The organism is Shewanella sp. FeAMO, from assembly GCF_053653955.1.
Window position 1 is genome coordinate 4,114,950 of the sequence record NZ_CM132201.1, and the last position, 12,229, is coordinate 4,127,178.

General features: G+C 54.3%; 16 protein-coding genes. 12 read left to right on the forward strand and 4 right to left on the reverse strand.

The window, feature by feature from the left end; translation table 11 throughout:
* Window positions 1-10: 10 nt before the first annotated feature.
* From mlaD to mlaF, 3 genes are read right to left on the reverse strand one after another with little or no spacing between them, the layout of a single operon-like run.
* The gene (gene mlaD, locus ACWAU4_RS18495) at window positions 11-484 is read right to left on the reverse strand and encodes an outer membrane lipid asymmetry maintenance protein MlaD (protein WP_025888614.1); all 474 of its coding nucleotides are present in this window, start codon (window positions 482-484) and stop codon (window positions 11-13) included.
* A 43-nt stretch (window positions 485-527) separates the two neighbouring features.
* Window positions 528-1,313 carry a lipid asymmetry maintenance ABC transporter permease subunit MlaE gene (gene mlaE / locus ACWAU4_RS18500; RefSeq protein WP_345855924.1) on the reverse strand — a complete coding sequence of 262 codons (786 nt, stop codon included), beginning with the start codon at window positions 1,311-1,313 and terminating at the stop codon, window positions 528-530.
* Complete coding sequence (gene mlaF, locus ACWAU4_RS18505) at window positions 1,300-2,127, reverse strand: phospholipid ABC transporter ATP-binding protein MlaF (protein ID WP_413734417.1); 828 nt, start codon at window positions 2,125-2,127, stop codon at window positions 1,300-1,302. The genes mlaE and mlaF overlap by 14 nt, the downstream gene beginning before the upstream one ends.
* A 285-nt stretch (window positions 2,128-2,412) precedes the next feature.
* On the opposite strand from mlaF, the gene ACWAU4_RS18510 reads away from it, so the two are divergent.
* The 12 genes from ACWAU4_RS18510 to mgtE all read left to right on the forward strand — a co-directional run bounded on the left by ACWAU4_RS18510 (window position 2,413) and on the right by mgtE (window position 11,621).
* Entirely contained in the window at window positions 2,413-3,375 is a 963-nt protein-coding gene (locus ACWAU4_RS18510) for a calcium/sodium antiporter (protein WP_025011769.1), read from the forward strand.
* 30 nt (window positions 3,376-3,405) lie between these two features.
* Window positions 3,406-4,383 carry a KpsF/GutQ family sugar-phosphate isomerase gene (locus ACWAU4_RS18515; protein WP_345872289.1) on the forward strand — a complete coding sequence of 326 codons (978 nt, stop codon included), beginning with the start codon at window positions 3,406-3,408 and terminating at the stop codon, window positions 4,381-4,383.
* Window positions 4,383-4,934, forward strand: a complete 552-nt coding sequence (gene kdsC, locus ACWAU4_RS18520; protein WP_025011767.1) for a 3-deoxy-manno-octulosonate-8-phosphatase KdsC — start codon at window positions 4,383-4,385, stop codon at window positions 4,932-4,934. The genes ACWAU4_RS18515 and kdsC overlap by 1 nt, the downstream gene beginning before the upstream one ends.
* Window positions 4,931-5,491 (forward strand): LPS export ABC transporter periplasmic protein LptC, encoded by a 561-nt coding sequence (lptC, locus tag ACWAU4_RS18525; RefSeq protein WP_025011766.1) that lies wholly within the window; start codon window positions 4,931-4,933, stop codon window positions 5,489-5,491. Before kdsC ends, lptC begins: the two co-directional genes overlap by 4 nt.
* Entirely contained in the window at window positions 5,478-6,011 is a 534-nt protein-coding gene (gene lptA / locus ACWAU4_RS18530; RefSeq protein ID WP_028779518.1) for a lipopolysaccharide transport periplasmic protein LptA, read from the forward strand. The genes lptC and lptA overlap by 14 nt, the downstream gene beginning before the upstream one ends.
* Window positions 6,008-6,736, forward strand: coding sequence for an LPS export ABC transporter ATP-binding protein (gene lptB, locus ACWAU4_RS18535; protein WP_025011764.1), 729 nt, complete (start codon window positions 6,008-6,010; stop codon window positions 6,734-6,736). Before lptA ends, lptB begins: the two co-directional genes overlap by 4 nt.
* Before the next feature lie 95 nt (window positions 6,737-6,831).
* A complete protein-coding gene (locus ACWAU4_RS18540; protein WP_062793919.1) occupies window positions 6,832-8,295 on the forward strand; it encodes an RNA polymerase factor sigma-54 in 1,464 nt (487 codons plus the stop codon).
* 31 nt (window positions 8,296-8,326) lie between these two features.
* Window positions 8,327-8,614 (forward strand): ribosome hibernation promoting factor, encoded by a 288-nt coding sequence (gene hpf, locus ACWAU4_RS18545; RefSeq protein WP_025011763.1) that lies wholly within the window; start codon window positions 8,327-8,329, stop codon window positions 8,612-8,614.
* Between the two features lie 2 nt (window positions 8,615-8,616).
* Window positions 8,617-9,060: a PTS IIA-like nitrogen regulatory protein PtsN gene (gene ptsN, locus ACWAU4_RS18550; protein WP_025011762.1), complete on the forward strand. Its 444-nt coding sequence runs from the start codon at window positions 8,617-8,619 to the stop codon at window positions 9,058-9,060.
* Window positions 9,057-9,911 (forward strand): RNase adapter RapZ, encoded by an 855-nt coding sequence (gene rapZ, locus ACWAU4_RS18555; RefSeq protein WP_208165914.1) that lies wholly within the window; start codon window positions 9,057-9,059, stop codon window positions 9,909-9,911. Before ptsN ends, rapZ begins: the two co-directional genes overlap by 4 nt.
* Window positions 9,898-10,173: an HPr family phosphocarrier protein gene (locus tag ACWAU4_RS18560; protein ID WP_025011760.1), complete on the forward strand. Its 276-nt coding sequence runs from the start codon at window positions 9,898-9,900 to the stop codon at window positions 10,171-10,173. The genes rapZ and ACWAU4_RS18560 overlap by 14 nt, the downstream gene beginning before the upstream one ends.
* A gap of 83 nt (window positions 10,174-10,256) precedes the next feature.
* Window positions 10,257-11,621, forward strand: coding sequence for a magnesium transporter (gene mgtE / locus ACWAU4_RS18565; protein WP_109248345.1), 1,365 nt, complete (start codon window positions 10,257-10,259; stop codon window positions 11,619-11,621).
* 141 nt (window positions 11,622-11,762) lie between these two features.
* Here mgtE and ACWAU4_RS18570 read toward each other — a convergent pair whose 3' ends face one another.
* Window positions 11,763-12,146: a hypothetical protein gene (locus tag ACWAU4_RS18570; RefSeq protein ID WP_054743631.1), complete on the reverse strand. Its 384-nt coding sequence runs from the start codon at window positions 12,144-12,146 to the stop codon at window positions 11,763-11,765.
* Window positions 12,147-12,229 lie beyond the last annotated feature (83 nt).

The window sequence follows — 12,229 nt, forward strand, 5'->3', positions numbered from 1 at the left end:
CTCAGTGCTCCTAGTTGTCCTTTGAACCCATGCTATATAAAAACTGTCCGATCAGATCCTCCAGCACCAGCGCCGAACGGGTATCATCGATGCGATCACCATCTTGCAAAATCGCGATATCGTCATCCATAAACCCTGGTGTCAGGCCGAGGAACTGCTCACCCAGCAAGCCAGAGGTCAAGATAGCCAGGCTGCTGGTTTCGGGAAACTGGTCGTAACGCTTGTCCATGGTCAGAGTCACCACTGGCACCATCTGCTTGGGATCCAGGGTGATCTTACTGACCCGGCCGACAACCACGCCGCCAACCTTTACCGGTGAGCGTACTTTAAGGCCGCCAATATTACTGAACTTGGCCGTCAGAGTATAAGTATTGTTAGAGGACTGCACCTCCACATTGGCCACCTTGTATACCAGCAGCAGAAAAGCTGCCAGACCCGCCAATAGGAAGAGTCCCACCATAAATTCAATTTTTCGTGTCAACATAGAGTCACCAGAGTTAATCATCCATTATGCGCCGGCGCCAAAATCAGCGGGCAAACATCAGCGCCGTCAATAAGAAGTCCAGCGCCAATACTGCCAGGCTGGACTGCACCACAGTCTGGGTGGTCGCGCGGCTAATCCCTTCCGGATTAGGCACCACCTGATAACCACGATAGAGAGCTATCCAGGTCACCACTATGGCAAAAACAAAACTTTTAATCAGGCAGTTGACTATGTCCTGCCGCCACTCCACCGCGGCCTGCAGAATCGACCAGAAGGCGCCATTGTCTATGCCTTTCCATTCGACCCCGACCAGATAACCGCCATAGATACCCACAGTGGTAAACATCAAGGCCAACAACGGCATGCTGATCACCCCGGCCCAGAAGCGCGGCGCAATCACCTGCCGCAGCGGATCTATCGCCATCATCTCCAAACTGGAGAGCTGCTCTGTGGATTTCATCAACCCCAGTTCAGCGGTCAGGGCCGAACCGGCGCGGCCGGCAAACAGCAGGGCTGTGACCACGGGGCCAAGCTCCCTGAGCAAGCTCAACGCTACCATGGGGCCCAGGCTCTCTTCGGTGCCAAAGTCCACCAGAATGTTGTAGCCCTGCAGCGCCAGCACCATGCCGATAAACAGTCCGGAAACCAAAATGATCACCATGGACTGCACGCCGACGACGTAAACCTGTTTTATCAGCAGTGGCAAGCCTTTGCGTGGCCGTGGCAGCTGTATCAGGGCGCCCCAAAGCATCACCCCCGCCTTGCCGAGCCCTGTCACCAGACTCAGCGCATTGCGGCCAAGATTGGCTATCGAATCAGTCAAGCTCACCGAGCAACTCCTTCTGATAATCCTGCGCCGGATAGTGGAAAGGCACAGGGCCGTCCGGCATACCGTCGATAAACTGCCTTAGCTGTGGATTGTCGGCCTGCTTAAGCTCGGCCGGTGAACCTTGGGCTATGATGCGCTTATCGGCGATCACATACACATAGTCGGCAATACTCAGCACTTCACTGACATCGTGGGAAACCACCACAGAGGTGAGGTTCAAAGCATCGGACAACTCTTTAATCAGCTTCACCAGCACCCCCATGGAGATGGGATCCTGACCGGCAAAGGGCTCGTCATACAGCACCATTTCCGGCTCGAGTGCTATGGCGCGGGCCAAGGCAGCCCGGCGCTGCATTCCGCCGGAAAGTTCGCTTGGCATCAACTGCGCCGCGCCGCGAAGTCCTACGGCTTCAAGCTTCATTAACACTATGCGGCGGATAATAGCTTCCGGCAGCCCTGAGTGCTCCCTGAGTGCAAAGGCCACGTTATCGAACACATTCATGTCGGTGAACAGGGCGCCGCTCTGGAACAACATGCTCATCCGCTTACGAGCTTCAAACAGCTCGTGGCGGCTCAGCTTATGAATGTCCTGACCATCGAACAGCACCTGGCCGTGATCCGGAGTCAACTGCCCACCAATGAGCTTCAGCAGCGTGGTCTTGCCTATGCCGCTGGGCCCCATGATGGCAGTAACTTTACCCCTGGGAATCGTGAGGCTTATCTGCTCATAAATCACCCTCGAACCACGACTGAAGCCGAGATTGTTGACCTCGACCAGGGGAGAAGGATTTTGCTGCTTGCTGGATTCCGGCATCAAAATGAAATGGAGACCTTGTCTAGTGGAATTCAAGTTACGGCGCAGCTGTAGCTGCCATGGCACATAAGGCCCGCCGTTATAAGGCTTGATACTGCCGCAGGCTTACTGAATTGACGCTGAATGGCGCCCGGTAACCCGTATGGCCAAGCCAAAGATAAGCGATAAATTGTACGCAATTGAGGATAAGCGCACAACTGAATCAATAGTATCGCGCCGTGATACTTTCAATTTGTAGCAAATACGGCGAAAATGCACGCCAGAATCCGTAGCTTTGTTTACTGCATGTTATTCAATATTTTCTTGCTGCTCGCCGGCTTGTCCGTCCTGGTCTGGAGTGCCGATAAATTCGTTTATGGCGCCGGGGCTTTTGCCCGTAACCTGGGGTTACCCCCCATGTTGATAGGACTGACCATAGTGGCCATGGGCAGTTCGGCCCCAGAGATGTTCGTCGCCGCCAGCGCCTCCATGGCCGGCATGCCGGATACGGCCGTGGGTAATGTGCTGGGCTCCAATGTCGCCAATGTCAGCTTGATCCTGGGGTTGACCGCCCTGCTCGGGGCTATTGCCGTCAGCTCCAAGACCCTGAAGCGGGAGATCCCCATGATGCTGGGTGCCACAGTGCTGGCGGGCTACTTCCTGCACGATGAGTATCTTAGCCGCAGCGAAGGGGTTATTTTATTGGCGCTGTTCTTCGGCCTGATGGGCTATCTTATCTGGCATGCGCTGACCAATAAGAACAAGGACCCACTCGCCGACGAAGCCGATGCCGAGATCCCCAAAGATGTGCCCACCGCCAAGGCGGTACTATGGTTGATAATAGGCTTGGTACTCTTGCCGCTGTCGGCGGATTGGATGGTGGACGGTGCCGTAGGCATCGCCAAGTCTTTTGGACTGTCTGATCTGGTTATCGGTCTAACCATCATTGCCGTAGGCACCAGCCTGCCGGAACTGGCGGCCTGTGTGGCCGGTGTGCTCAAGAAAGAGGACGACCTGGCCATAGGCAATATTGTCGGCTCCAACCTGTTCAACATACTGGCGGTACTGGCAATACCCGGCCTTATCGCCCCGGGCGTAATCGATGCCGCGGCGGCCGGACGCGACTTTTATATGGTTCTGGGCACCAGTTGTGCCCTGGCACTCCTGGTGCTGAGCACAGGCAAACAACGTGAACTCAAACGCTGGCACGGTGCCTTACTACTGATAAGCTTCATCGGCTATCAATACAGCCTGTTTCAATCCCACTAGCGATGAAGGGCAAAAAGACGAGAGACAACTATGGCAGAAGCTAAGCAACTGCGCCAATGGGGCCGCAGAGTAATAGATATCGAGAAACAAGCACTGGATAACCTGTACCAGTTTGTTGATTCCCCCGAGTTCGCCCAAGCCTGCGAACTGATCCTCGACTGCAGCGGCAAGGTGATAGTGATGGGGATGGGGAAATCGGGCCATATAGGCAACAAGATTTCTGCCACCCTCGCCAGCACGGGCACCCCGGCATTCTTCGTTCACCCGGGCGAAGCCAGCCACGGCGACCTGGGGGTGTTGAGTGAAAACGATATCGTATTGGCTATCTCCAACTCGGGCGAGTCCAGCGAAATTCTGACCCTGATGCCCGTCATCAAGCGCCAGGGGATCCCTATGATCTCCATGACAGGTAAGCCCGAATCCACCATGGCCAAGCTGGCGCAGCTGCATCTGTGCATCAAGGTGCCGGAAGAAGCCTGCCCGCTGGGTCTGGCGCCCACCTCCAGCACCACGGCCACTCTGGTGATGGGAGACGCCCTGGCGGTCGCCCTGTTGCAGGCCAAGGGCTTTACCAAAGATGACTTTGCCCTGTCGCATCCCGGCGGCGCTTTAGGGCGCAAGCTGCTGCTCAAGGTCAGCGATGTGATGCACAAAGGCGAAGAGCTGCCGCTGGTCACAGAAGATATCTGTATCACCGACGCCCTGTATGAGATCTCCAAGAAGGGCCTGGGCATGACCGCCGTGGTCAATCAACAGAAACAACTCGTGGGTATCTTCACCGATGGTGATTTGAGACGTGTCATAGACGCCGGAGTCAACCTGCGTACCACAAAAATCAGCGACGTCATGACCCGTGATTGCATCACCAGTGGTGACAATATCCTCGCGGCGCAGGCGCTGAAGGTGATGGACGAGAATGACATCAATGGTCTTATTGTCATCAATGGCGCCAATGAGCCGATTGGAGCACTCAATATGCTGGATATGGTCAAGGCGGGGGTTATCTGATGAGTCATCAAGGTTTCTACGGGCCCATAAGCGAAGATAACTGGCAAAGAGCCGCCAAAATCAAACTGCTTATCTGTGATGTCGACGGTGTCTTCTCCGATGGCCGCATCTATATGAGCAACAGCGGCGAAGAGCTGAAGGCCTTCCATACCCGCGATGGCTATGGGGTGCGCTCGCTGCTGTCCTGCGGCATTCAGGTGGCGGTGATCACCGGCCGCAAGTCCCAGATAGTCGAAAACCGCATGACAGCCCTGGGGGTAGACAAGATTTATCAAGGCATAGACAACAAGCTGGAGCCCTATGAGGCGCTGCTTAAGCATTATGACCTCGAGCCTGAACAAGTGGCCTATATAGGTGACGACATTGTCGACTTGCCGGTGATGAAGCAAGTTGGGCTGGCGGTTTGCGTGGCCGATGGCCATCCTTGGGTAAGGCAACACTGCCACATGGTCACTCAGATTGCCGGCGGCCATGGGGCGCTCCGGGAGCTGGCGGATCTTATCCTGCTCAGTCAGGACAAATTTGAAAATGCCCACGGAATGAGTATATGAATAGGGTCACCCTGGCCATTATTTTGTTTTTCTCCACTGCACTTATCCTTTACTGGCAGGTGCAGAACAAGCGCAACGCTCAACAGAGTGAGGCGCCTGTGGATGTGGTTAGGCCTGACTTTGTCGCCGATGACCTGCGCTCGGTCAACTTTGATGAGCAGGGCAATGTCGCCAGTAGGGTCGCCGCGGCGCACATGGAACATTATGAAGCCAGTGAAAAGACCTTCTTCAACCAACCGGTTTATCTGGTCTATCCGGACAAGGGCGAGGCACAGTGGCGCCTGTCTGCCAACGAGGGCAGGCTCAATCGCAAGAGTAACCGAGTGGTACTTGAAAATAATGTTATCATCGACGCCATTAGCCCCAATGAACCGATCCAGAGCCTGAAAACCAGTTATGTGGAGCTGGATCTGGACACCATGATCATGACCTCAGATCGCGAGATCCTGATCGAAGGCAAAGACTTTAATATCAAGGGATCCGGCCTGTACGCCGATCTCAATGCTCAGCAAGTGAAGCTGACCAGTCAGGTGAAAGGAACCTATGAAACCAAGTAAGCTTTTTATCGGTGCCCTCTTGTGCATCACAAGCCTGTCGGCAGTGGCCATTGAAGAAGATCTGCTGCAAAAAGTAGAGATCAGCGCCGCTAATCAGTTTGCCGATATCAAAAACAAGCGTGTGGTATACGGCGGGCCTGTCACAGTCACCCAGGGCAGTTTAAAACTGCTGGCCGATGAACTCACGGCTTACACAGAAGACAAGAGTGGCGAGCGGATCCTGGTGGCCAAGGGCTCACCCGCTACCTATACCCAGAAACTGGAAGACGGCCGTCTGGCCAGTGCCAAGGCCAAAGAGATCCACTACAACATAGACAGTCGTATCATGACCCTGCTGGGCCAGGCCAAAGTAGAACAAGACGGCAGCGAAGTGACCGCAGAGAAGATAGTCTACGACATCAACAAGCAGCAGCTGGAAGCGGAAAGCAGCGGCAAAGGCCAAGACAGGGTAACCACTGTTATCCAGCCGGAAAACTATCAGGATCTCAATAAGAAAGAACAGCAGCAGGAGCCGCAATGACCAGCACCCTGACGGCACAGAATCTGGCAAAGAGTTACAAGAAACGCAACGTCGTCAAAGACGTCAGCCTGTCGGTCAATACCGGCCAAATCGTGGGGCTGCTGGGCCCCAACGGGGCAGGCAAGACCACCACCTTCTATATGGTGGTTGGGTTGGTACAGAGTGACAAGGGCCGTATCTTCATTGACGACGACGAGCTGACCCTGGATCCCATGCACCTGCGTGCCCGTAAAGGCATAGGCTACCTGCCACAGGAAGCCAGTATTTTCCGCAAGCTGTCGGTGCATGACAACATCATGGCCGTGCTGCAAACCCGCAAAGAACTCAACAGCGACGAGCGCGAGGAACAACTCGAACAGTTGCTGGAAGAATTCCATATTACCCACATACGTGACAGCCTGGGGATGTCCCTCTCCGGCGGAGAACGCCGCCGAGTGGAAATCGCCCGGGCATTGGCCGCCAATCCACAGTTCATTCTGCTGGATGAGCCGTTCGCCGGTGTGGATCCCATCTCAGTTATCGATATCAAGAAAATCATCGAACAGCTTAAGTCCCGCGGTTTGGGGGTGCTGATCACAGACCACAATGTTCGCGAAACACTCGACGTTTGTGAGCGAGCCTACATAGTCAGCCATGGGCAGTTGATCGCCGAGGGCACACCCGCTGAAATCTTGGACAACCAGCAAGTGCGCGCTGTGTACTTAGGCGAACAATTCAGGCTATAGTTAGGATCATGTCATCCGGTGGCAATTCCGGGTATTATAGTTTGTTATTATTGAATTTTTTCCTTGAAAAATAACGAGTAGGGATTAGCGGTATAATGAAAGCGTCACTCCAGCTCAAACTGGGTCAACAGTTGACCATGACACCTCAGTTGCAACAGGCTATTCGCCTGCTGCAACTGTCGTCCCTTGAGCTGCAGCAGGAAATCCAGGAAGCCTTGGAAGCCAACCCTCTGTTGGAAATGGCCGAGGACAACCAGGATGACGCTATCGACGACAACCACAAGGAAAACGACGCCGGCGAGTTGAGCGCCAAGCAGGAAGATGGTTCCACGGTAGAAACCTCAGAGGCATTGAACAATGAGTCTATGCCGGATGAATTACCTATGGATACCACCTGGGACGAAGTCTTTACCGCCGCCAGCGCCTCCGGGCCGGCCATGGGCCGTGAAGATGATATGCCCTTCCAGGGTGAAACCAGCGAAGGTCTCTATGAACATCTGGAATGGCAGAAGAACCTGACCCCGTTTTCCGATACCGACGACGCCATTGCCACCGCCATTATTGATGCCATCGACGAGCAGGGCTATCTGACCCAGAGCACAGAGGAGATCCTCGAAGCCATGGGCAACCCTGAGATTGAGCTCGATGAAGTCGAGGCAGTACTCAAGCGGATCCAGCACTTCGATCCTGTCGGCATCGCCTCCAGAGATCTGCGCGAATGCCTGCTGATCCAGTTGCAACAGTTCAACGCAGACACCCCGCATCTGGCCGACGCCCGCTTGTTGATTGACGAACATCTGGATCTCATTGCCGCCCGTGATTTCCGCACCCTGATGCGCAAGACCAAGCTCAAGGAAGATCAGCTGCGTGACGCCATCAACCTGATTCAGAGCCTCAATCCCCGCCCCGGCTTGCTGGTGCAGCCGATGGACGAGGAATATGTGATCCCTGATGTCAGTGTCTGGAAGAAAAACGGCCGCTGGGTAGTAGAACTCAACCCGGACTGTATGCCCAAACTCGGGATCAATCAGCAGTATGCGGCTATGGCTCGTAGCGCCCGCAGTCAATCAGACAGCCAGTTTATTCGAGGTCATCTTCAGGAAGCCAAATGGTTTATCAAGAGCCTGGAGAGCCGCAACGACACCCTGCTCAAGGTGGCCAACTGTATAGTGCAGTTCCAGCAGGGATTTTTTGAATATGGTGAAGAGGCCATGAAACCCATGGTGCTCAACGATATTGCCGAAGCGGTCGAGATGCATGAATCGACCATCTCCAGGGTCACCACTCAAAAGTATATGCATACCCCCAGGGGAATATTTGAATTGAAGTACTTCTTCTCCAGCCATGTCGGCACCGAAGATGGCGGAGAATGCTCTTCCACGGCGATCAGGGCTTTTATCAAGAAGCTCGTGGCAGCGGAAAACCAGAAGAAGCCTTTGAGCGACAGCAAGATGGCGCAACTTCTGGCAGAACAGGGAATCAACGTTGCAAGACGCACCATAGCCAAGTATCGCGAGGCTATGATGATACCACCGTCGAACCAGCGTAAGAGTTTATAAATCCACAGTTGGAAATTGGAGGAATCTTTCTATGCAAATCAACCTGACAGGACATCATATCGAGATCACCGACTCACTGCGTGACTACGTGGAAAGTAAGTTTTCTAAACTTGAACGCCATTTCGAACAGATCAATAATGTGCACGTTGTGCTCAATGTACAAAAACTGCAACAGATAGCCGAAGCCAAGATCCACCTCACAGGCGGCGAAGTCTATGCAACTTCTGAACATGCCGACATGTATGCCGCCATCGACGTTCTGATTGATAAATTGGATCGTCAGGTCATTAAACACAAAGAAAAGCTGACAAAACACTAACGATGGAACTGAGTACCATCCTGCGGCCGGAGTGCACTACCTGTGCCACTCCGGGCAGTAAGAAAAAGGTACTGGAGCTGATTAGCGATCTCGCTAGCGCCCAGTACCCCACCCTTTCCTCTCAAGCGATTTTTGAAAGCCTTTTGGCCCGCGAAAAGATGGGGAGCACAGGTATAGGTAATGGTATTGCGATTCCGCATGGCAGACTACCGGACATTACAGAGCCGATTGCCGTGCTGGTCAAATGCGAAGAGCCTATCGCCTTCGATGCCATAGACAACCAGCCGGTGGACATACTGTTCGCCCTCCTGGTGCCCGCAGATCAATGTCAGCAACACCTGAGTACCCTATCCGCCATGGCTGAAAAGCTCAGCGATAAGGCGATACTCAAGCAGTTGCGAAAATCCAGCGACGAAACAGAACTCTATCAGGTGATCACAGGATGAAACTCGCCATAGTCTCAGGCCGCTCCGGTTCCGGAAAATCCGTTGCCCTCAGGGTACTCGAAGACCTGGGTTACTACTGTGTGGATAATCTCCCCCTGCCCATGATTGGCAGCCTGTTGGAAAACCTCCGTGGCAGCAATGATCTGGTCGCCATCAGCATAGATGTGCGCAATATGCCGGATCAGGAAAAGGTGCTGGAACAACAGTTGGCGGCCTTGCCGGAAAACACCCAACTGACCAGCTTCTTCCTCAACGCCTCTGATAAAGTGCTTCTGAAGCGCTACAGCGAAACCCGCAGACTGCACCCCCTGTCCAAGAGCAAAGTCTCACTACAGGATGCCATCAAGCTCGAAGGCAAGCTGCTGGAACCCATGTCGAAACTGGTGGATCACTACATAGACACCTCGGCGCTGAACATCTATGAACTCAGTGACACAGTGCGGGAAATTCTGCTTGGCAGTGTCGATAAAGAGCTGGTGATCAACTTCGAGTCGTTCGGCTTTAAGCATGGTATGCCTCAGGAAGCCGACTTCATGTTTGATGTGCGCTTTCTGCCCAACCCTCACTGGGAGCCGGCGCTCAGGCCACTGACCGGGCTGGATGAAGCTGTGCAGGAGTTTCTCAGCCGCCAGCCACTGGTGAACAAGTTTATCTGGCAGATAGAAAATCTGTTGGAAACCTGGCTGCCGCACCTGGAACGCAACAACCGCAGTTACCTCACCATAGCCATAGGCTGCACCGGCGGCCAGCATAGATCTGTCTATGTCGCTGAGCAGCTCGCCAAGCGTTTTGGCAACAGCAAACACAAGGTACAGGCCCGTCACCGGGAGCTGAATAATGGCAAAGGTTGAGCGGGAAGTCACCATAGTCAATAAGCTGGGCCTGCATGCCCGCGCCGCCACTAAGCTGGCGGTGCTGGCCAGCGAGTTCGAAGCCGATATCACCCTGATCCAAGGCGAGAAAAAAGCCTCGGCCGCCAGTGTGCTTGGGCTCTTGATGCTGGAAACCGGTCAAGGCAAGAGTATTCGCCTCATCGCCGAAGGCCCGGATGCCGAACCCGCGATGGACGCTATCTGCGCCCTGATCAACGCCCGTTTCGACGAAGCCAGCTAAAGCCTTAGCGCTGCACTCTTTGTTTCTATAACCCCCCTGTATTGAGGTAACATATCCTCGCTTTGCATCACAGGGGGAACTGCATGCCAATAGAAGCGCTCGACCAAGAGCTGACAGAACAACGTCTTACTCAACTAAACCAAGCTCTTGGCAGTGGTATGTTCGTGCATGTGCGCGATATGCTGCAGCGAATGACGGCTTCGGATATCGCCTTTATTCTCGAATCTTCACCGCCGCGTACCCGTCAGGTACTCTGGCAACTGGTGGATCAGGAGCAGAGCGGCGAGATCCTCGAAGAGCTGGGTGAGGATATGAAAGACCAGCTGATCAGTCTGATGAGTCCTGAGCGTTTGGCGCGAGCGACCGCGGGTATGGATACCGATGACTTGGCCTATGTGCTGCGGAGCCTTCCCGATACCCTCTACAAGCAGGTACTGCACTCCATGAGTGCCCAGGACAGGGCCAGGGTCGAACAGGCGCTCTCTTATCCGGAAGACAGCGCCGGTAGTCTGATGAACACAGATACTGTGACCCTGAGGCCTGACGTCAATGTCGATGTGGTGCTGCGTTATCTGCGCCAAAGAGGCGAATTGCCTGAAGCCACTGATACCCTCTATGTGGTGGACAGGCGCGATATATTACTCGGCGGCGTCAAGCTCTCCAGCCTGCTAACCTGTAATCCCACCGCCGGGATCCGCAGCATAATGGATCCCGAACTTGAGAGCATTCCCGTCACCATGCCGGACAATGAAGTGGCCCAACTGTTTGAACGCCACGACTGGGTCTCGGCGCCAGTGGTCGACAGCGAAGGCCATCTGCTTGGGCGGATCACCATTGATGACGTGGTGGACGTTATCCGTGAAGATGCCGAACACTCCATGATGGGTATGGCGGGGATGGACGATGATGAAGACACCTTCGGCCCCGTATTCAAGAGTGCCTTTCGCCGCTCCCTATGGCTGACCTTCAACCTGTTTGCCGCCCTGCTGGCCGCCTCGGTCAGCAATATGTTTGAAGGCACGCTGGAAAAATTTGCCACTATAGCAATTCTGATGACCATAGTGCCCAGCATGGGCGGCGTTGCCGGCAACCAGACGCTGGCGCTGGTGATCCGCGGTATCGCCCTCGGCCACATAGGCCAGAGCAACTCCCGCTGGCTTATCGGCAAGGAATTGGCCATCGGCTTTCTCAATGGCCTGTTGTGGTCGGCACTGGTATTCACTGCCGTGTGGATCTGGAAAGGCGATCTGGCACTCGGCGCCCTTATTGGCGGCGCCATGTTGATCAATATGACGGTAGCCGGTCTCGCAGGGGCCAGTATTCCGCTGATCCTGAAAAAGCTCAATGTAGACCCTGCGCTGGCCGGCGGCATGGTGCTGACGACTGTGACGGATGTAATAGGCCTGTTCGCCTTCCTGGGGTTGGCGACTCTCGTTTTAATGAGCTGAGGCTCTGGTTCTAGTGGGCTGAAGGCTCAGGTTCTAATGGGCTGAAGGCTTGGTGTTGATAGCCTGAAGCTCTGGCCTTGACGCATTGCAGAAATAGCAGGGGGCGACCAGGTTCGTCCTCTGACGGTGGAAAATAGCGGGTCAGTCTTTAAGCCAGTGCACCTTGGGCTCATCCTGTTCACAGAAGACAGATACACACTCATTGCGGCTCACCAGCAGATATTCCTGCAACTTGAGATTGGCGCTGGCCATAAAGCCGCTGCGTTCGGCCTCCTGGCGATACCAACCACCGCTGGAGATACGAAACAACCAGCCATTGGAGAGGCTGCACTCGGTCCAGAACTCCATCAGATCGCCTTCATCCAGCATCCGAAAGCCAACCACAGAGTCAAAGTGCACCAATGCCCGGCTGCCCTCAACACTCAGTTCGATATCCAAGCCCTGACTGTCATAACAAAGGCGGATAAATCTCACCTCGTCGCCGAGATAATCTGTCGCTATCGGTAAGCCTTTGGTTTCGAGCATGCTCCCCCCTGGCAAGGACATAATGCCCTACTTTAGAAGGATAATAATTGCCTGTGCAAGCTGATTTGGCCAAAAAACCGTGA